General features: G+C 63.4%; 16 protein-coding genes. 7 read left to right on the plus strand and 9 right to left on the minus strand.

Annotated features, from left to right (window positions below):
• Positions 1 to 34 precede the first annotated feature (34 nt).
• Positions 35 to 1,165, minus strand: a complete 1,131-nt coding sequence (locus BUB23_RS12550) for an aminodeoxychorismate synthase component I (protein ID WP_073103512.1) — start codon at positions 1,163 to 1,165, stop codon at positions 35 to 37.
• Complete coding sequence (uvrA, locus tag BUB23_RS12555; RefSeq protein WP_073103785.1) at positions 1,165 to 6,888, minus strand: excinuclease ABC subunit UvrA; 5,724 nt, start codon at positions 6,886 to 6,888, stop codon at positions 1,165 to 1,167. The genes BUB23_RS12550 and uvrA overlap by 1 nt, the downstream gene beginning before the upstream one ends.
• Before the next feature lie 143 nt (positions 6,889 to 7,031).
• Here uvrA and BUB23_RS27585 point away from each other — a divergent pair, with 143 nt between their 5' ends.
• Positions 7,032 to 7,160 (plus strand): hypothetical protein, encoded by a 129-nt coding sequence (locus tag BUB23_RS27585; protein WP_281255556.1) that lies wholly within the window; start codon positions 7,032 to 7,034, stop codon positions 7,158 to 7,160.
• 173 nt (positions 7,161 to 7,333) lie between these two features.
• Positions 7,334 to 8,260: a glycosyltransferase family 2 protein gene (locus tag BUB23_RS12560; RefSeq protein ID WP_073103787.1), complete on the plus strand. Its 927-nt coding sequence runs from the start codon at positions 7,334 to 7,336 to the stop codon at positions 8,258 to 8,260.
• A 17-nt stretch (positions 8,261 to 8,277) separates the two neighbouring features.
• Here BUB23_RS12560 and BUB23_RS12565 read toward each other — a convergent pair whose 3' ends face one another.
• Positions 8,278 to 8,787, minus strand: coding sequence for a hypothetical protein (locus tag BUB23_RS12565; protein ID WP_073103514.1), 510 nt, complete (start codon positions 8,785 to 8,787; stop codon positions 8,278 to 8,280).
• Between the two features lie 138 nt (positions 8,788 to 8,925).
• On the opposite strand from BUB23_RS12565, the gene ettA reads away from it, so the two are divergent.
• The 3 genes from ettA to BUB23_RS12580 all read left to right on the plus strand — a co-directional run bounded on the left by ettA (position 8,926) and on the right by BUB23_RS12580 (position 11,511).
• Positions 8,926 to 10,599, plus strand: coding sequence for an energy-dependent translational throttle protein EttA (ettA, locus tag BUB23_RS12570; protein WP_073103515.1), 1,674 nt, complete (start codon positions 8,926 to 8,928; stop codon positions 10,597 to 10,599).
• Between the two features lie 28 nt (positions 10,600 to 10,627).
• On the plus strand, positions 10,628 to 11,170 hold the full coding sequence (locus BUB23_RS12575; RefSeq protein WP_073103517.1) for an isochorismatase family protein: 543 nt from the start codon (positions 10,628 to 10,630) through the stop codon (positions 11,168 to 11,170).
• 113 nt (positions 11,171 to 11,283) lie between these two features.
• Complete coding sequence (locus BUB23_RS12580; protein ID WP_073103519.1) at positions 11,284 to 11,511, plus strand: glycine zipper 2TM domain-containing protein; 228 nt, start codon at positions 11,284 to 11,286, stop codon at positions 11,509 to 11,511.
• Between the two features lie 126 nt (positions 11,512 to 11,637).
• On the opposite strand, the gene minE is transcribed toward BUB23_RS12580, so the two are convergent.
• From minE to BUB23_RS12600, 4 genes are all read right to left on the minus strand, one after another.
• Complete coding sequence (minE, locus tag BUB23_RS12585; protein ID WP_073103520.1) at positions 11,638 to 11,898, minus strand: cell division topological specificity factor MinE; 261 nt, start codon at positions 11,896 to 11,898, stop codon at positions 11,638 to 11,640.
• Between the two features lies 1 nt (position 11,899).
• Entirely contained in the window at positions 11,900 to 12,715 is an 816-nt protein-coding gene (gene minD / locus BUB23_RS12590; RefSeq protein WP_073103522.1) for a septum site-determining protein MinD, read from the minus strand.
• A 117-nt stretch (positions 12,716 to 12,832) separates the two neighbouring features.
• Positions 12,833 to 13,615 (minus strand): septum site-determining protein MinC, encoded by a 783-nt coding sequence (minC, locus tag BUB23_RS12595; RefSeq protein ID WP_073103523.1) that lies wholly within the window; start codon positions 13,613 to 13,615, stop codon positions 12,833 to 12,835.
• A 37-nt stretch (positions 13,616 to 13,652) separates the two neighbouring features.
• Positions 13,653 to 15,419 (minus strand): glutamine--tRNA ligase/YqeY domain fusion protein, encoded by a 1,767-nt coding sequence (locus BUB23_RS12600; RefSeq protein WP_073103525.1) that lies wholly within the window; start codon positions 15,417 to 15,419, stop codon positions 13,653 to 13,655.
• A gap of 111 nt (positions 15,420 to 15,530) precedes the next feature.
• On the opposite strand from BUB23_RS12600, the gene BUB23_RS12605 reads away from it, so the two are divergent.
• Together BUB23_RS12605 and BUB23_RS12610 are read left to right on the plus strand one after the other, a co-directional pair.
• A complete protein-coding gene (locus BUB23_RS12605) occupies positions 15,531 to 16,871 on the plus strand; it encodes a cytochrome ubiquinol oxidase subunit I (protein ID WP_073103526.1) in 1,341 nt (446 codons plus the stop codon).
• Complete coding sequence (locus BUB23_RS12610; RefSeq protein WP_073103528.1) at positions 16,868 to 17,965, plus strand: cytochrome d ubiquinol oxidase subunit II; 1,098 nt, start codon at positions 16,868 to 16,870, stop codon at positions 17,963 to 17,965. The genes BUB23_RS12605 and BUB23_RS12610 overlap by 4 nt, the downstream gene beginning before the upstream one ends.
• A gap of 10 nt (positions 17,966 to 17,975) precedes the next feature.
• Here BUB23_RS12610 and BUB23_RS12615 read toward each other — a convergent pair whose 3' ends face one another.
• Positions 17,976 to 19,424 carry an ATP-binding protein gene (locus BUB23_RS12615; RefSeq protein WP_245801256.1) on the minus strand — a complete coding sequence of 483 codons (1,449 nt, stop codon included), beginning with the start codon at positions 19,422 to 19,424 and terminating at the stop codon, positions 17,976 to 17,978.
• Entirely contained in the window at positions 19,394 to 20,095 is a 702-nt protein-coding gene (locus tag BUB23_RS12620; RefSeq protein WP_073103529.1) for a response regulator, read from the minus strand. Before BUB23_RS12620 ends, BUB23_RS12615 begins: the two co-directional genes overlap by 31 nt.
• Positions 20,096 to 20,193: the final 98 nt, after the last annotated feature.

Genomic DNA, 20,193 nt, shown 5'->3' on the forward strand with positions numbered 1-20,193 from the left:
CGGGCGCCGCCCTTGCGCAGCACGGCTGCGGCTGTTATGAGGCGGGCTGCAGGATACGGGCTTTCCACAGGCATTCCTGCCATTCGAGTTCGGGCGCCGAGTCGTATACGATGCCGCCGCCCACCCCGAAGATGCCGCAGCCGTCCTGCCGCATTTCTATGGTCCGTATGGCCACGTTCAAGGAGCAGTCGCCGCCGGGCGCCAGCCACCCCACGCTGCCGCAATAAATCCCGCGCGGCGCATCTTCCAGTTCGCGGATTTTCTTCATGGCGGCGATCTTGGGGGCGCCGGTAATCGACCCGCAGGGAAACAGCGCCCGCAGCAATTCTTCCAGGCTCTTGCCAGGCGCCTGGGCCGTAATGGTGGACGTGAGCGTCCAGACCGAGGGATAGCGCTCGAGGGAGAAAAGCGACTCGACCTTGACCGACCCCGGCGTGGCCAGCCGGCCCAGGTCATTGCGCAGCAGGTCCACGATCATGAGGTTTTCCGCAAGGTTTTTCTCGCTGCGCAGAAGATCCTGCCCCGAGCGCTGATCGAGCGCCGGGTCGACATGGCGCGGCGCCGTGCCCTTCATGGGGCGCACGGTCAGCGTCGCGCCTTTGCGCGCAAAAAAAAGCTCGGGTGAAAACGACAGAATGCGGCGCGCCCCGTCTTCGATATAGGCGGCGTGGCCCGCGGGGTGGCACGCGGCTATGCCGCGGTACAAATCGCGCGGCGGAGTGGAGGTCTCGACCTCGATGGGAAACGTATAGTTGGTTTGATACAGTTCGCCGCGGCCTATGCCGGCGCGTATCTCCTCGATGTTGCGCAGATATTGTTCTTTGTCGACCAGGGGCCGGCTTTCCAGGGCGGCGGGGCTGTCGGCGGCGGGGGCGTCCCATGCCGGCACATGCGCGGCCCGCTTGTAGGCCAAGGCTGTCAATCGGGGAAGTTCGGCGTCATCGGCGCGCGCCCGCGGGCGCGCCGATGACGCCGAGGCCGGCTCCAGCCATTCGCCCAATTCATAGTCCAGCAGCAGGGCCAGCCAGCAGCCCCGCCGCTGAGCGGCCTCGATGGCGTCGAACGCGGCCGGCAGCTCGGCGGCGCGGCGCGCGCTGATGCGATGGCTGAAGTCTAGCAGTTCCAGCGCCTGCCCCGACAGGCGGTCTTCGAAACGGCAGAGCATCAGCGGGCGGCTTCCATGAAAGGCCCGAGCACGGCTCCTGTATGGGATTGCTTCTTCAGCCCTACGATATGTTCGGGCGTGCCTTCGGCCACCAGGCGCCCGCCGCCATTGCCGCCTTCAGGCCCCAGGTCGAGTATCCAGTCGGCTTCGGCGATCACGTCCAAGTTGTGCTCGATCACGACGACAGTGTTGCCGGCGTCGACCAGGCGGTGCAATACATGGATCAGCTTTTCGACATCGGCCATGGACAGGCCCACGGTGGGCTCGTCCAGCACATACAGGGTGTGGGGGATGCGCGAGGCGCGGCCGGTTTTTATCACGCCGTCGGTCAGCCTGGCCTTGGTCAGTTCGGTAACCAGCTTGATGCGCTGGGCTTCGCCGCCCGACAGCGTGGGCGAGGGCTGGCCCAGCGTCAGATAACCCAGGCCGACGTCCTGCATCAGTTGCAAGGGCCGCGAGATTTTCGAATGCGCGGCGAAGTAGGCGATGGCTTCGTCCACTTCCATTTTCAGCACCTCGCCGGCATTCTTGTCGCGCCATGTCACGTTCAGCGTATCGCGGTTGAAGCGTTCGCCCGTGCAGGCGTCGCACAGCACTTTCACGTCGGGCAGGAAGCTCATTTCTATGGTGCGCAGGCCTTGCCCTTCGCACACCGGGCAGCGGCCCTCGCCGGTGTTGAAGGAGAAGCGCGCCGCCGTCCAGCCGCGTATACGCGCATCGCGCGTCTCGGCGAAAAGCTTGCGCACGTCGTCCCAGAATCCGATATAGGTGGCCGGGCAGGAGCGTGGCGTCTTGCCTATGGGGGTCTGGTCGACCTCCAGTACGCGATCGATGTGCTCCCATCCCGTGATCTCCACGCAGCCGTGCCAGCCGGGCGCGCGGCGTTGAGAAACCGCCTGCGCCAGGTTGTCCAGCAATACATCGCGCGCCAGCGTGGATTTCCCTGACCCCGACACGCCGGTCACGACGCTCAGGCGCCCTATGGGCAGGCGCGCCGTCACGTTATGCAGATTGTGCAGATGCGCTTTGCTGACCTGGATCATGGGGGTGTCGGCGCCGACCGGGCGGCGCGCCTGCAATGGATGGCGCAGAGGCGTTTTCAGGTAGCGCCCGGTGACCGAAGCGGGGCTGTCGATGATATCCTGCGCCGTGCCTTGCGCCACGACCATGCCGCCGCGCACGCCCGCTCCGGGGCCGATATCGATGATGTGCGAGGCGCGGCGTATGGTGTCTTCGTCGTGCTCCACCACCACCAGTGTGTTGCCATTGCCTTCCAGCGCCGCCAGGGCGTTGAGCAGGATCTGATTGTCGCGCGGATGCAGGCCTATGGTGGGCTCGTCCAGCACATAGCACACGCCTTGCAGGTTGGAGCCCAATTGCGCGGCCAGCCGTATGCGTTGCGCTTCGCCGCCCGACAAGGTGGGCGCGGCGCGGTCCAGGGCCAGATAGCTCAGGCCGACCTCGTGCATGAAGTTGAGCCGGCCCTGGATCTCCACCAGGATATCGCGGGCGATTTCGACTTCGCGGCCGCGGCTGACCAGGCCGGCAAAAAAGGTTTGCGCGTCGGATACGGGCAAGGCCGCCAGTTCGGCGATGGATCGCCCGCGCCAGCGGAAAGCGCGGGAAACCGGATTGAGCCGTTCGCCATGGCAACTGCTGCAGGTTTCGGTATTGCCTTCGTACCAGGCGTTCCAGGCGGTTTCCTCGCCAGTCTGTTCGGCATCGAAGCCCGAAAGCTGCAGGCCGGTGCCGAAGCAACTGGTGCACCAGCCGTGCTTGGAATTGTAGGAGAACATGCGCGGGTCGGGCTCGGGAAAGCTGGTGCCGCAGCTAGGGCAGGCGCGCTTTACCGAGAAATGGCGCTGTTCGGCGGCCTGGCTCAGCCCGCCCAGGCGCCTTTCATCCAGCGTCGCGGCGTCGCCGTCGGTCAGGCCGACCAGCACGCTGAAGCTGCCCTGGCCATGCTCGAGCGCGCTGCGTACGGCTTCGCGCAGGGCGGGTTCATGATTGGCATCGACGACCAGGTCGGCGACGGGCAGTTCTATGCTGTGTTCCTTGTAGCGGTCCAGCCGCGGCCACGGGGCGACGGGGATGAAATCGCCGTCCACGCGCAAATGCGTATAGCCTTTGCCCGCGGCCCATTTGGCCAGGTCGGTGTAATAGCCTTTGCGCGCGGTGACCAGCGGCGAGAGCACGCCGATGTGGCGCCCCTTGTAGTCGCGCAGCAACTGGGCGACTATCTGTTCGGCCTTTTGCGGTTCGACCGGGACGTCGCAGGTGGGGCACATCTGCGTGCCCAGCTTCACATACAGCAGGCGCAGGAAGTGATGGATTTCCGTCATGGTCGCCACGGTGGACTTGCGCCCGCCCCGGCTGGTGCGCTGTTCGATGGCGACCGTCGGGGGAATGCCGTAGATGGCGTCCACATCGGGCTTGCCGGCCGGCTGGACGATGGCGCGCGCGTAGGCGTTGAGCGATTCCAGGTAGCGGCGCTGGCCTTCGTTGAACAGGATGTCGAAGGCCAGCGTCGATTTGCCCGACCCCGACACCCCGGTGATCACCGTGAAGGTATCGCGCGGAATGCTGACGTTGATGCCTTTCAGATTGTGCTCGCGGGCGTTGACGATATCTATGCTCTGCACGCGGCCGCGCTGATGCCTGAGCAGGCTTTGCAGCGGCGTGCCGCTTGCGCCGGCATACTCGGCGGCGGGTTCGGCGAGCAGCCGCGCCTGATGCGATTTGTCTTCGTAGACAATGGCGCTGGTGTAATCGACCAGCGCCCGTCCGGTATGCGAGGCATGGTTGTCCATCAGGTCTTCGGGAGTGCCCACGCCGACCACCGCGCCGCCGGCGTCGCCGCCCTCGGGGCCGAGGTCGATCAGCCAGTCGGCCGCCCTGATGACATCGAGATTGTGCTCGATGATCAGCAGCGAATGGCCGGCGGCCAACAGCTTGCGGAAGGCGCGCATGAGCCTGGCCACATCATCGAAGTGCAGGCCGGTGGTGGGCTCGTCGAACAGGAAGAGGCTGCCTTTTTTCGCGACCTTGGCGGACGAAATGCCGCTGCGCGTGGCGGCGGCCAGGTGGCCGGCCAGTTTCAGGCGCTGGGCCTCGCCGCCGGAAAGCGTGGGCACAGGCTGCCCGAGGCGCACGTATTCCAGCCCGACATCGGCCAGCGGCGCGAGGCCCCACTGCACGTCGCGCAGCCCGCTGAAGAACGCCAGGGCTTCGCTGATGGTCATTGCCAGCACCTGGTCGATCGACGCGCTGCGCCCCAGGTGTTCCACCTTGACTTCCAGGATTTCCGGCCGGAAGCGCTTGCCGTCGCAATCGGGACAGCGCAGGTAGACATCGGACAGGAACTGCATCTCGACATGTTCGAAGCCTGTGCCGCCGCAGGTGGGGCAGCGGCCGTCGCCGCTATTGAAGCTGAAGGTGCCCGCGGTGTAGCCGCGTTCCTTGGACAGCGTGGCCTGGGCAAACAGCTTGCGTATGGCGTCGAAGGCGCCGACATAGCTGGCCGGGTTGGAACGCGCCGTCTTTCCTATGGGCGTCTGGTCCACCATGACCACGTCGGCCAACTGCTCCACGCCCAGCAGGCAGGCATGCTCGCCGGGCGCCTCGGTGGGCTTGCCTTTTTGCTTGAGGATGGCGGGGTACAGCACGTCCTGGATCAAGGTCGATTTGCCCGATCCCGACACGCCGGTCACGCATACCAGGCGCCCCAGCGGGATGGCGACCGAGACGTTCTTGAGGTTGTTGGCATTGACGCCTTCGAGCACCAGCCGCGGCGTGCCGGGCGTCACCGGCATGGGCCGCGGCGCTTCGACGCGCAGCCGCCCGCCCAGATAATTGCCGGTGAGCGTATCGGCATTGCGCAAGGCCTGCGGCGTGCCGTCGAACACGATTTGCCCGCCGCGCTCGCCCGGCCCCGGGCCTATATCCATGATGCGGTCGGCGGCGATCATGACTTGCGGATCATGCTCGACCACGACCAGGGTATTGCCGTTGGCGCGCAGCCTGTGCATGACTTCCACGACCCGGTGCATATCGCGAGGATGCAGTCCTATGGAGGGTTCGTCGAGCACGAAAAGCGTGTTCACCAGGGACGTGCCCAATGCCGTCGTGAGATTGATGCGCTGGACTTCGCCGCCCGACAGGGTGCGGCTCTGCCTGTCCAGCGACAGGTAGCCCAGGCCGACATCGCACAGGAACTTCAGGCGCGTGCGCACTTCATTGAGCAGCAGGTCTATGGCCGCGTCTATGCTGGCGCCGAAGCTGATGTCGAAGAAATGGTCGCGCACCCGGCCGATGGGCAGGCGCATGAGATCGTGTATGCCCAGGCCGGGCAGCGCATCGAGCTGTTCGCGGGTCCAGCTGGCGTGGACCGGCATGAAGCGCGGGTAGGTATCGTCGCCGTCCGCGGCGGGGTCATTGCCCAGGCGCCACAGCGTGGCGTCGGGCTTGAGGCGCGAGCCGCCGCAAGTGGGGCAGGGCGTGTAGCTGCGATACTTGGACAGCAGCACGCGCACGTGCATCTTGTAGGCGCGCGATTCCAGCCAGTCGAAGAAGCGCTGCGCGCCATACCATTGGGTTTTCCAGGCGCCGGGGCCGCCTTTCCAGTCGGGCGTGCCGTCTATCACCCAGCGCTTTTCATGCTCGTCCAGGGCCTCCCAGGGCGTGTCCAGGCGTATGCCGGCCGCCGGGGCGTATTGCTCCATTTCGGCCTGGCATTCTTTGTAGCTGGTCGTTTGCCACGGCTTGACGGCGCCGCCGCGCAATGTCTTTTTTTCGTCGGGCACGACCAGCCCGTAGTCTATGCCCATGACGCGGCCGAAACCGCGGCATGCCTCGCAGGCGCCCAGCGGCGAGTTAAAGGAAAAAGTGCTGGGCAGTGGCGTGGTGTATTCAATGTCGCAGTGCGCGCAGTGCAGGCGATTGCTGAATCGCCAGGCCGTTTCTTCGCCACCGGCTTCGGCCATGGCGTAGATCGCGATGTGGCCGTCGCCCTGTTTCAGCGCGGCGTCCAGCGCTTCCATGACGCGCTGCGGCTCGGCCGTGCCGTAGCGGAAGCGGTCCTGGACCACATACAGCACGCGCAGCTTTTCGGCCTTGCCGGGGCGCTTGCCCTTGCCCTTGGATTTCGGCGCGGGCGGCGCCTGCAGGCGTGTTTCCTCGTGATGGATGCGAGTGTAGCCTTGCTGGTCGAGGAAGCCGCGCACTTCTTCTTCGGTGAAGTTGGCCGGGATCACGATGGGAAAGGTGATCACCAGGCGCGGATCGCCGGCCTGCGTGCGCGCCGCCAGTTGCTGCTGGATGGACTGCGGCGTGTCGCGCTGCACCTGGGTGCCACAGCACTGGCAATACAGCCGGCCCAGGCGCGCGTACAGCAGCTTGAGGTGATCGTTGAGTTCCGTCATGGTGCCGACGGTGCTGCGCGAATTGCGCACCGGGTTGACCTGGTCGATGGCGATCGCGGGCAGGATGCCCTCGATGCGGTCGACCTGCGGCTTATCCATGCGGTCGAGGAACTGCCGGGCATAGGGCGAGAAGGTTTCTACGTAGCGCCGCTGGCCTTCGGCATACAGGGTGTCGAAGGCCAAGGAGCTTTTGCCCGACCCCGATACGCCTGTCAGTACCAGCAGCTCGCCGGTGTTGATGGAAACATCAAGATTCTTGAGATTGTTCTGGCGTGCGCCAAAGATGCGTATGTGTGAGCTCATGGCATTATGATAATCGTTCTTTTTATGGATGTTGCGCATGACCCTTTTTGTGCAAGGGGCCGGTTTTGGGGTAGAATGGCGAGTTAACCAATTTTCAGGGTCGCGTCTTTGCGAGCCTATGCATGTAAAGATCGGAGATCATCATGGCAGACATCAAACGTACGCGTCGCAACACTCTGGAGCGCCGTTGCCTGGGCAAGGCATTCAAGCGCCTCTTCATTCGCGCTCCCAAGGGCGTTTTCAAGATGCTTGAAAAAGTCAAACGCGCCTGAGCTTTCGATACCGGCATGAACATGGCTGCGCCAGGGTTTTCGGTTTCGAAAGCCGTATCTGTTGCACAAATTATGTCGTGATGTAAGTAAGGCAAGGAAACCGCAGATTCAATGTCTGCGGTTTTTTTTTGGCCTATGATCCCTTGCATTGGCAGAATATATAGAAAATGACCATGCTCACTTGGCGCCACCTTTTTACGGTTGTAACGCCCACTTATAACCGGGCCCATACCTTGGAAAGAGTGTATCTTTCCTTGCGTGAGCAGTCGTTCCAGGATTTCGAATGGGTCATCGTCGACGATGGCTCGACGGACAATACGCGCGCCATGGTGATGGGCTGGCAGCAGGAAGCCAGTTTTCCGATTCATTATGTCTGGCAGAAGAACCAGCACAAGAAAACGGCTTTCAACCGCGGCGTCAAGAAGGCCAACGGCGAGCTGGTCGTGGCGCTGGACAGCGACGACAGCCTGGACACCAATGCCTTGTACGCGATGGCGGGGGCCTGGGCGGCGATCCCGCCGGCCGAGCGCTCGCGCTTCGTGGCGATCACCGGGCTGTGCGCGCGCCCCGACGGGCATATCGTGGGGGACATGTTTCCTTGCGATATCTTTGACGCCACGGCGCTCGACATGACGTTCAAATACCACATCAAGGGCGAGAAATTCGGCTGTCTGCGCACGGATGTCCTCTTGCAGTTTCCGTTTCCGGAGGAAATCGCCGGCTTCGTGCCCGAAAGCCTGGTATGGCGCGCGATTGCGCGGGCGGGCTACCTGACCCGCTTCGTGAATCAGGTATTCAGGGTTTATCACGATAGTACGGATTCGTTGTCCAGGCAGAGCCGCGAAAACCAGCAGCATGCGCTGGGCCTGTGGCTGCTGGCGCAGGATACTGTCGTCGAATGCCTGCCGTGGTTTCGCTACCAGCCGCAGACATTCTTGATGGCGGCGGCGCGCTATACGCGGTTTTCGCTGCACCTGCGGCACATCAACCAGCCCATTCCGCGCGGACGGACGCTGCGCGGAATAGGGCCGCGGGCGCTGGTGGGCTTGATGTGGCCGATAGGCGCATTATTGTATATGCGCGACCGCGCGCGGGCCTGACGCCGCGCGCCAAGGCGTCAATGCAAGGTGCGCGGTGTTTCGGTTTCGTGGGGGTCGAAGATGTCGTCGTCATCGTCCGGGCCGTCATCTTCGAGGTCGTCGATGTCGTCGCTGACCGGCTCATCGGCCATGACGAAGGGCAGGACGTCGCGCAGGTTTTCGGACCAGGCGATTTCCTCGCCTTCCTGGTCCACCTTGATGAAGCGCACGCCTTCGAGGTCGGACAACTGGATCGCCCACAGGTATTCGCAATCGAAAATGTCGCCATCGGCAATGACCAGGCCGCCCTGGTTGCCCACGATGCGGCTGTCCGAGCCGCCGATCTGCACCACGACCAGGTCTTCGGGGTTCTCTTCGATGTCCAGGGGCACGGCGAATATCACCCATTCGAAGCCGGTTTCGTCGGCGGCTATGACCTCGGCCAGGACAGGCTTGCCCATGTAGGCGCTCAACGCATCGGCCGTGCGGCCGATCAGGTCGAGTTCGTCGGCGGTAAAGAGCAGGGGGGAGTCTTGATTGGTGGACATGGCTATCGTGATCAGGGATGAATCATTTATTTTAAGGCATGTGCGCGCGCTGCGAGGATAGGCGTTGTAGCGGAAGCAACACTTTATTTTCTTGTCCGGCCTACAATCGACCCTTTACCATTTCTTTATTTTGTTGCTATGGCTCAATACGTATACACGATGAATCGGGTGGGCAAGATTGTGCCGCCGAAACGGCAAATCCTGCGCGATATCTCCCTGTCTTTCTTTCCCGGCGCCAAGATCGGCGTGCTGGGCCTGAACGGTTCAGGCAAATCCACCCTGCTCAAGATCATGGCGGGCCTGGATCGCGAAATCGAGGGCGAAGCCATTCCCATGGCCGGCATCAAGATCGGCTATCTGCCCCAGGAACCCATGCTCAACGCCGGGCATACGGTGCGGGAATCGGTCGAGGAAGGCATGGGCGAGCTGTTTACCGCCCGCAAGCGCCTTGAAGAGGTCTACGCCGCCTATTCCGAGCCTGATGCGGACTTCGACCAGCTGGCCACCGAACAGGGCGAACTGGAAGCGGTCATCGCGGCGGCCGCCTCCAGCGGCGCCGACGATATTGAGCACCAGATGGAAATCGCCGCCGACGCTTTGCGCCTGGCGCCCTGGGACGCGGTGATAGGCAATTTGTCCGGCGGCGAAAAGCGCCGCGTGGCGCTGTGCCGGCTGCTGTTGTCCAAGCCGGACATGCTGCTGCTCGACGAGCCCACCAACCACCTGGACGCGGAAAGCGTGGAATGGCTGGAACAGTTTCTGCGCAAATTCCCCGGCACCGTGGTGGGCGTGACCCATGACCGCTATTTCCTGGACAACGCCGCCGAATGGATACTCGAACTGGACCGCGGCTACGGCATACCCTGGAAGGGCAACTACAGTTCCTGGCTGGAGCAGAAGGACGACCGCCTGAAGCAGGAGGATGCCTCCGAATCGGCGCGCCAGCGCACCATCAAGAAAGAGCTGGAATGGGTCAGGCAGAACCCCAAGGGCCGGCAGGCCAAGGCCAAGGCGCGCCTGGCCCGCTTCGAGGAGCTTTCATCGCACGAATACCAGAAGCGCAACGAAACGCAGGAAATTTTCATTCCCGTTGCCGAGCGCCTGGGCAACGACGTGATCGAATTCGACAATGTCAGCAAGGCGTTCGGCGATCGCCTTCTCATCGACAATTTAAGCTTCAAGATCCCCGCCGGCGCGATCGTCGGCATCATAGGCCCCAATGGGGCCGGCAAATCCACGCTGTTTCGCATGATCGCGGGACAAGACCAGCCGGATTCCGGCGCGCTCAAGGTTGGCTCGACGGTGAAGCTGGCCTTTGTTGATCAATCGCGCGAGTCGCTGCCCGACGCCAAGACGGTGTTCGACGCGGTTTCCGACGGCGCCGATATCCTGACGGTGGGCCGCCACGAGATGTCGTCGCGCGCCTATCTGGGACGCTTCAATTTCAAGGGGGCGGACCAGAACAAGCTCGTGGGCAAATTGTCGGGGGGCGAGCGCGGCCGCCTGCATCTGGCCAAGACCCTGCTTACCGGCGGCAACGTGCTGTTGCTGGATGAACCGTCCAACGATCTCGATGTCGAGACCCTGCGGGCCCTGGAAGACGCCTTGCTGGAGTTCGCCGGCAGCGTGCTGGTCATCAGCCATGACCGGTGGTTTCTCGATCGCATCGCGACCCACATACTGGCGTTCGAGGGCGACTCCCAGGTCGTATTCTTCGATGGCAATTACCAGGAATACGAGGCCGACAAGAAACGCCGCCTGGGCGAAGAGGGTGCCAAACCCAAGCGCCTGCGCTATAAAGCATTGAAATAAGCCGCTGGCCTACCCGACGGAGCCCCCCATGCCCATACTAAGCACCCACGATACGCTGGTCCTGGTGGTCGATATGCAATCGGCCTTGCTGCCCGCCATAGACGATAGCGAAGCCCTGCTGGGGCGCGCAGAACGCCTGCTGCACGGGGCGCAGTTGCTGGGGGTTCCGGTCGTCGCCACGGAACATTGCGCCGGCAAGATAGGCGCTACCGCGCCCGACTTGCGGCGCTGGGTCGACCATGTCATACACAAGGCGCATTTCGATGCGACGCGCGAAGCCCGTTTCCGCCCGGAACTGCCCAAAGGGCGGATCAATGTGTTGCTAATAGGCACGGAAGCGCACGTGTGCGTGTTACAAACAGGCCTGGGGCTTGCCCGCCTGGGCCTGAATCCCATCCTGGTCGCCGATTGCGTCGGTTCGCGGCGGCCGGCCGACCGCGAGGCAGCAGGCATGCGCTGGTCCCATTACGGGCTGGAACAAATCACCTCGGAAATGGCCTTGTTCGAATGGCTGGAAACGCCGGCGCATCCTCAATTCAAGGAAGTGCTGGCATTGATTAAGGCGCTATGAACTTTTCCGGATACATCTGTTTCGCAAGCTAACAAGCGATACGATTCAAACCTGCCCGCCGGGTGGAAAATCGGGTAACGTAAAGCATTGCTCGTATCGTTTGGAGATAAAAAATGAAATTGACGACCCTCACTAAACTGGGTGCTGCAGGCTTGCTGGCGTTGGCGCTGGGCGGCTGCTCTTCGTGGGATAACATGAGCTCTCGGCAGAAAAGCACCGTAACGGGCGCGGGTATCGGCGGAGTAGGCGGTGCCGTGCTGTCGAATGGCGGCATCCTGGGCACAGTCGGCGGCGCGGCCATAGGCGGCGTCATCGGTGATCAGATCGGCAAGAACCGCTAGCAGCACCATCGCGATTGAAAAAAAGCCGGCTCATCGAGCCGGCTTTTTTCTCGCCGCGCCGGGCTAGCCGCCGGGCGCGGCCCTGGCTATTCCCAGAGAGCCGCCAGGCGCATGCGCTTTTCCTGCCTAGCGCGTTTCCGGCTGGGGCATCTCGATCTTGACTTCGAGAATTTCCAGGGAATCCTGGCGGTCCAGGTTGACCTTGATGTCTTCGGGATTGATCTTCACATAGCGGGAGATCACCTCGACAAGTTCTTTTTGCAGGCGCGGCAGGTAGTCGGGAGTGATGCCGTCGCCGCGTTCGTTGATGAGAATGAGCTGCAGGCGGTCCTTGGCGACGCTGGCAGAAGTCTTTTTTTCACCGAGCAGGAAAGACAGGAAGGACATATCACTTCCCTCCGAAGAGGCGCTTGAACAGGCCGGGTTTTTCGTAGTCGACGAAGCGCAGGGGCTTTTCCTCGCCCAGGTAGCGGGCCACGATGTCCTGGTAGGCGACCGACACGTCGCTATCGCGGATGTGGATGGCCGGAACACCCTGGTTGGACGCCTGCAATACCGATTCCGACTCGGGCACGACACCCAGCAGCTTGATGCGCAGGATGTCTTCGATGTCCTTGAGCGAGAGCATTTCGCCATCGGCGACACGTTTGGGATTGTATCGAGTGAGCAGAAGGAACTCCTTGATGGGGTCTTCGCCTTTTTCGGCACGGCGCGACTTGGAGGACAGTATCCCCAGGATGCGGTCGGAATCACGTACCGAAGAGACTTCGGGGTTGGTAACCACCAGGGCGTCGTCGGCGAAATACGATGCCATCAGGGCCCCGGTTTCGATGCCGGCGGGCGAGTCGCACACGATGTACTCGAAGCCCATGCCGGCAAGGTCTTTAAGCGCCTTTTCCACCCCTTCTTTGGTCAGGGCGTCTTTGTCGCGGGTTTGCGACGCGGGCAGTATGAACAGGTTTTCCAGCTGTTTGTCACGGATAAGGGCCTGGTTGAGGCTGGCCTCTCCCTGGATGACATTGACGAAATCATAGACCACACGACGTTCGCAACCCATGATCAGATCAAGATTGCGCAAGCCTACGTCGAAGTCGATAACCACCGTTTTATGGCCTCGCATCGCCAGCCCTGAAGAGAAGCTCGCACTGGTGGTCGTCTTACCCACCCCGCCTTTGCCGGAAGTCACCACAACAATTCGCGCCATGACGATTGAATTCCTTTAGTTTTTGGTAAATCACGTAATCGTATAGCAAAACAGCAACAAAGTTGCCTGATCTTGCACTTACTTAACCTTTGCTTGGCAACAAAAAATATCTCTGCTTTACTTGCCCAGCGCGGTAATCCTCAACTGGTCGCCGTCCAGCTGCACGATGGTCGGCTGGTTCAGCAGGCCGGGGTCGAGCCGGGTTTCTATGACGCGGTACACCCCGGCAATCGCCAGCAATTCCGGATCGAGCTGGGTGGTGAAGATGCGCGCGCTGGTATCGCCGCGCGCCCCCGCCATGGCCTTGCCGCGCAAGGGGCCGTATACATGGATGTTTCCGTCGGCGATGATTTCCGCGCCCTGGCTGACCACGCCTATCACGATCAAATCGGTGTTGCGGGCGTAAATGCGCTGCCCCGAGCGCAACTGGCGGTTGATCACCATGGCGGCGGGGGCGACTTCAGGGACAGCCGCCGCGGCCGGGACGGGGGGAGCGGCCTGCTGGCCCGACGGGGGCGGCGCCACGACAGGCACGTCCTTGTCGGCTACCGGGGCGCTGGTGGGGCGCGGGGCGGGATTGCCCAGGTCGACCGCGGCCAGGCCGCAGCCCTTGGCCGCATCCAGGTTGGCCCCTTGCGCGACGACGCCTACCGGATGCAGGCTATGGTCGCTCAGCGCCCGGACCAGCGCGGCCCAGTCCAGGGCCTCGTCGATCTGGCTGGCGTCGACGACGACCGGCTCGTTCTCGAAAAACGATCCGGCGTCGCGCATGCGCTGTTCCAGCGCCGCGATGAGCTCGGCCGTATCGTGGCTGTGCAGCACTACGCGCAGGGCATAGAGCGTGGCGCTTTTGAAGTCCAGGGCCAATTGGCCTTTGCGGTTTGGGGAAGAGTCGCTCACGTATCGGTTTTCACAAATAAATACATCGGTTTGCGCATTAATTTTTCTGTGCCCAGGAATCCCTGAGCGTAATGGCGCGGTTGATGACGGGTTGGTCGGCGGTGGATTCCTCGCGGTCCGCCACAAAATAGCCCAGCCGCTCGAACTGCCATGTCGCGCCGGGCACGGCCTGGGTGCCGGGTTCCAGCCAGCCTTGCACGACCTGGCAGGAATCGGGGTTGAGGGCGGCCAGGAAGTCCTTGTCGCCGGCGTCGGGATGCGGGTCGCAAAACAGGCGGTCGTACATGCGTATTTCGGCCGGAATGGCGTGCGCCGCGCTGACCCAGGTGATATTGCCTTTGACTTTCACCGAGTCCGAGCCCGGCGTGCCGCTTTTGGTGTCGGGCAGGTATTCGGCCTGGACCTCCGTGACATTGCCCTGCTCATCCTTTACGCAGCCGGTGCAGCGGATAATGTAGCCGTACTTCAGGCGCACCGTATTGCCGGGGAACAGGCGGAAATACTTCTTGGGCGGGTCTTCGCGGAAATCGTCGCGCTCTATCCAGAGTTCGCGCGACAGCGGGAACTCGCGCATGCCGGCGTCCGGATCATGCGGATTGCGCGGGGCGTGGCAGAGCTCCGACCGGCCCTGCGGGTAATTGGTGATGACCAGCTTGAGCGGGTCGATCACCGCCACCGCGCGCGTGGCCTTGGGGTCGAGGTCGTCGCGCAAGGCTTGTTCGAGCAGGCCGTAGTCGATGCGCGAGTCGGCCTTGGAAACGCCCAGGCGCTCGCAGAACAGGCGTATGGCCTCGGGAGTGTAGCCGCGCCGCCGCAGGCCCGCCAGGGTGGGCAGGCGCGGGTCGTCCCAGCCGGTGACGCGGCCTTCGCGCACCAGTTGCAGCAGCTTGCGTTTGCTGGTCACGACATAGCTCAGGTTGAGCCGGGCGAACTCATGCTGCCTGGGCAGCGGCTGGGCCAATTGGCCCAGCTCGGCCAGGTGGTTCAGGATCCAGTCGTAGAAGGGGCGCTGGTCTTCGAATTCGAGGGTGCAGATGCTGTGCGTGATGCCTTCCAGCGCGTCTTCCACGGGATGCGCCCAGGCATACATGGGATAGATGCACCAGTCGGTGCCGGTGCGATGGTGGGCCACATGCCGTATGCGGTACAGCACCGGATCGCGCATATTGATATTGGGCGAGGCCATGTCGATCTTGGCGCGCAGGGCCAGGCTGCCGTCCGGGTGCTTGCCTAGGCGCATTTCCTCGAGCAAGGCCAGGGATTCGCCGGCAGGGCGGTTGCGCCAGGGCGAATCCTTGCCTTTTTCGGTAAGGGTGCCGCGCATGGAGCGCATCTGCTCGGCGGTCTGCTCGTCCACATAGGCGTGGCCGGCGCGCACCAGCGCCTGGGCAAACTGATACATGTAGCCGAAGTAATCGCTGGCGAAATAGCAGTTCGATTCCGCGCCGTAGTTCCAGTCGAAGCCCAGCCACTTGACCATGTCGATAATGGCTTTGACGTATTCGTCTTCTTCTTTTTCGGGATTGGTGTCGTCAAAGCGCAGGTGGCAGGCGCCCAGGTAGTCGCGCGCCAGGCCGAAGTTCAGGCATATGCTTTTTGCGTGGCCGATGTGCAGATAGCCATTGGGCTCCGGCGGAAAGCGGGTGCGTATGCGGGCGGTGTCGATGCCGCCCTGCTGCTGGACCGATGCCGGCCCCGGTTTGCCCGCCCAGCGCTTGCCGGCGTAGCGGCCTTGGGCAAGGTCGTTATCGATGATGGTGCGCAGAAAGTTGGAAACGGGTGCGGGGCTGGGTACAGAAGTCATACAGTATAAGCAATGAAAAGGCGGGCGAAGTAAGCATTTTGCCACGTTCAGGGTTATTTGCTTGCAGGCTGTGGTCACAAATGACGAACTGGCTCTAAACTAGCGCACATTATGACGTACTCGACCTTGTGGTTATCGCAGATCCAGTTCTTTTCGAGCCTGGGCTTTATGTTGCTGTTCCTGGTCATAGAGCTTGGGCTGGCGTGGGTGCTGCTGTACTTCAAGCTGCGTTCGCTGGGCGCGGACCATGCGCCGTGGACCGAAGCCTACCGCTTCTGGGTGCGGGTTTTCGCCCTGGCTTTCATTTTGAGCTTCGCCTCCGGCATGCCGGTGCTGATCCAGTTCGGCAGCCTGTGGCCGGCGCTCATGGACAAGATCGGCGATGTGGCCGGCCCGCTGCTGGCGGCGGCCATTCTGTCGGCCTTCATCTTCAAATCCTGCTTTCTGGGCGCCATGCTGTTCGGGCAGCGCTATGTTTCGGACAGAGTCCATGCCGTGCTGGTCTTCATGGTGGCCGTGGGTGTCCTGGTGTCGTCTTTCTGGCTGCTGGTGCTGCTGTCATGGATGCATACGCCGGCCGGCGTGACCTGGGCCGAAGGGCAATACCACGTGCTGGACTGGTGGGGCGTGCTGTTCAACCCGGCGCTGCCCTGGTATGCCGGCCTCTTCATTCTTGCCAGCGCGCTGGCGGTGGCTTTCCTGATGCTCGGCGTCATCGCCGGGCAGGCCTTGCGCCGGCCCGTCGACGAAAGCGGGCGCCTGGTGTTCAAAACCGCCCTCTACCTGGCCAGCGCCGCGGTCCTCCTGCAGGCCCTGGCCGCGGCCGGGACAGGCCAGATGACGGCCAGGCACCAGCCCGCCAAGGCGGCGGCCGCGGCCGCCTATTGGCACAGCGGGACGCAGCCCGACCTGGTCTTGTCGGCCTGGCCCGACGCTCAGGCCGGAGCCAATCGCGCGGCCTGGGTCTGGCGCCACGCCGGCGGCAAGTGGCTGGGCCGCGATGACAGCGGCAATTTGCGCGGGCTCGACCGCTTTCTGGGCATGACGCCGCCGGTGGCGGTCACGTTCTGGTCATTCCGCCTGGCCGTGCTGGCGGGCCTGCTCATGGCGCTGGCGGCCCTGTTCACCCTCTGGCGCGCGCGCCGGGTCCACTATGATCCGGGCGCGCTGTCGCGCGGGTGGCGCCGGGTGCTGGCGGGCATGACGTTTTCGGGCTGGGTCCTGCTTCTGGCCGGCCTGGCCTACCTCATGTTCGGCTCCTACCCGTACGCGGTCACCGGCACGATCACCGTCAGCGAGATCGCCGGCGATACCCATTTCGACGTGTTGCTGGGCGGATATATCGCCTATCTGCTGTTCTATGGCGTATTCCTGGCGGGCTTCTTCCAGCTTCTGCGGCATATCGCCCGCTATGGCGTGGTGCCCATCGCCAGAAGAAGGGGGCGCGCATGATAGATACGCTGGCCATCGCGCTGGGGGTGAGCGCCCATGACCCCGCCTTCTGGATGCCGCTGGTGTTCATGGCCTTGCTGTTCGCCATCATCGTGGCGGGCACGGTGCTGGACGGCTTCGATATCGGCGTGGGCTGCCTGGCCTTGTTCGCCCCGGCCGACCTGCGTCCGCGCATGCTGTCTCTGCTGAGCCCCTGGCGCGATGCCAACGAATTCTGGCTGTTCCTGGGCATGGGGCTGTTCGTGGCCGCCTTTCCCAATGCCTGGGGCAGCGTCATGGGCGCGCTGTATCTGCCCTTGTGCGCGCTGGCGCTGGGCGTGCTGCTGCGATCCGTTTCGTTCGAACTGCGTTTGCGCGCGCCGCAGGAACTGCAGTCGCGCTGGCTGTTCGGCTTTGGCCTGGGTTCGCTGATCACCGCGCTGGCTCACGGTTTCCTGCTGGCCCAGATCGTCGTCACCTACCAGACCAACGCCGGCTATCTGTGGTTTACCCTGTTCGTGGGCCTGTGCGCCGTGGCCGCCTACTGCCTGCTGGGGGCGGCCTGGCTGATCATGCGCGTCGCCGGCGAGCTGCGCGCCCGCGCGGTCATGTGGGGCCGGCGGGCCGTGCGCTGGGCCGCGGGAGGGGCGGTGGGGGTGTCGGTGGTGCTGGCCTTCGCCAATGCGGGCATTTTCCTGAAATGGAGCGACGGCCCGCACTGGCCCCTGGTGGTCATGCTGTGGTTCTGCCTGCTGGCCTGTTTCGTGTCCATCGAAATGTGTTTCCAGCGCATGATCAACAGCAGCTACCGCACGACGGCCTTGCCCTTTGTCATGACCTTGCTGGTGTTCCTGATCACCCTGGGGGGCCTGGGCTATAGCTTTTTCCCTTACCTCGTGCTCGACGACATCACGATCTGGGACGCTGCGGCCTCGGTCGATTCCCTGCGGCTCGTGCTGGCGGCCAGCATCGTCGCCTTGCCCGTGGCCTTGATATTCAATATCTGGGTGTATTGGCGCATGTTCGGCCTGTCCATCGCGCCTACGCCGCCCGATTTCAAGGAAAGGGCGGCGGATGACGGCGCCGCAACCCCGCCGCCCGCCGCGCAGGCGTAAAGCCGCTGCTTTACGTGGCCGTATCCGCCAGCGGCAACAGAATGCTGACTTCCAGCCCGCCCCAGGGGGCTTGGCCCAGGGCCAGGCTGCCGTGGTGCGCCTTGACGATGGCCTCGGCCAAAGCCAGTCCCAGCCCTACCGAACCCGTGAGGGTGCGGGCCTCGTCCAGCCTTGAAAAAGGCCGCAGCGCCTCGACCCGCCGTTCCGCCGAAATCCCCGGGCCATGGTCCGACACCGTAATCCTGGCGTGGCCGTCCTGGGCCTCCAGGGCGATCTCCACCGGCGCCTGGCCGTGATTGAGCGCATTGGTGATCAGGTTGTCCATCAGCCGGCCCAGCGCCAGCTTGTCGGCGTCCAGGCGCAGGATGCCGGGCGGCATCCGGACCAGCTTCACCGGGCTACCGGCGCTTTCCCATGCGGAAATCTGCTCTTCCAGCCAGGTGTTCAGCGCCAGCGGGGCGAACTGGTAGGAGCCCGGATCGGACCCGCGCACGAAGCCTATGAACTGGTTGACCATGCGCTGCATGTCCTGCACATCATTGCGCATGCCTTCTTTGAAGGTCGGGTCGTCGACCATTTCGATGCGCAGCCACATGCGCGACAGCGGCCCTTTCAGGTCGTGGGGCAGCCCGGCAAGCAGCGTGCGCTGCACGGCGCTGGATTCGGCCAGCGTGTCCAGCATGGCATTGAAGCGCTCGCCCAGAATGCGGGTTTCGCTCGGGCCGGAAGGCGTGACGCGCTGGGGCTGGCCGGCGGCCAGCTGGTCCGCGGCCTTGGCCAGCCGGGTCAGGGGACGGGTGATGTGCCAGGAAAAAGCCGCCGACAGCAGCAGGAACAGCCCCATGCCGGTCAGCCATACGATGATCATGGGCGTGGCCACGGGCGGGGCGATCCGGTCCAGCGGGATGACCAGCCATTCCCGGTTGTAGCTGGTCTCGTCCAGGCCGGAATCGGACAGCATCGATATATAGAGCCGCGGTTCGGGCCCGCGCGAAAGCGCTACGCGCGTGTCATCGCTGAGCCGCCTGTTCAGCGCCTGGACGAAGGAGCGCAGATTGTTGCGTATGTCGCTCGCGGGCGGTGGCGGCGGGCGGTGCCCGCGGCGCCTTTCGGGCGGAGGAGGGGGGCGGCGCTCTTCCAGGCTGGCGTCCGGCGGCAGGCTGCGCGACCATAGGTGCCATTGGTTTTGCGATGCCCTGCGCACGAAATCGGCGCGCTGTTCGACGGGAATTTCCGCCAGCGCGGCCCTCAGGGTGCGTATGGTGGTCGCCGTGAATTCCACGGCGACTTCCTCCGTGAACTGTTTGCGGTAATAGGAAATGGTGGTGAAAGTGGCCGCCTGCACCAGCAATATGGTGCCCAGCGTGAGCAGCACCATGCGCGCGCGCAGGGAGCGGGGCAATAATGAACGCAGCATGGCGGCGGGCTTCAGGGCGAAAACCGGTACCCGACGCCCCATACCGTCTGGATCCAGCGCGGTTGCTTGGGGTCGTCTTCTATTGCGCGCCGCAGGCGCAGCACGGCGATATCGATGGCGCGGTCGTTGCGCTCGCCCTCGTCATCGTCGCGGGCCAGCGCCAGCAGGCGATCGCGCGACAGGGGCTTGCCGGGATTGTTCACCAGGGCTTCCAGCAAGTTGACTTCGCCGCCGGTGAGCTTGATGATCGCGTTTTCCTTGCTCAACTGGCGCGTCGTGGGGTCGAATACGAAAGGACCGAACACTACCGGTTTGTCTTTGTTCAGTGCCGATGCGCCTTTCTTGCGGCGCAGGACGGCTTCGATGCGCGCCAGAAGTTCGCGCGGGTCGAAGGGTTTGCCCAGGTAGTCGTCGGCTCCGGCTTCCAGTCCGATGACCCGGTCCACCGTTTCATCGCGCGCCGTGAGTAAAATGACGGGAATGTCCTCGCCTTGCTGGCGCAGGCGCCGACATGCTTCGGCGCCGTCGCCATCGGGCATCATGCGATCGAGTACGATCAGGTCCGGCGAGTATCGCTGGATGCGGGACGAGAGGTCGCTGGCATCGGGCGCGAGCAGTGTGTCGTAATTGTGGCGATTGAGGTAATCGGCGAGCAATTGACGCAGGGCCGGGTCATCGTCGACGACCAGTACTTTTACTAGGGGATTTTCCATAGGCCAGAGTGTGCCCCTTGGCCATGCGTCTGGCAAGCGCCTGGAAATCGATTGAAATAGGTGTCGGGCTTGCGGCGAGGCCGGCGATTTATCTTGCA

Source organism: Pollutimonas bauzanensis, from assembly GCF_900129885.1.
Classification (GTDB): domain Bacteria; phylum Pseudomonadota; class Gammaproteobacteria; order Burkholderiales; family Burkholderiaceae_B; genus Pollutimonas; species Pollutimonas bauzanensis.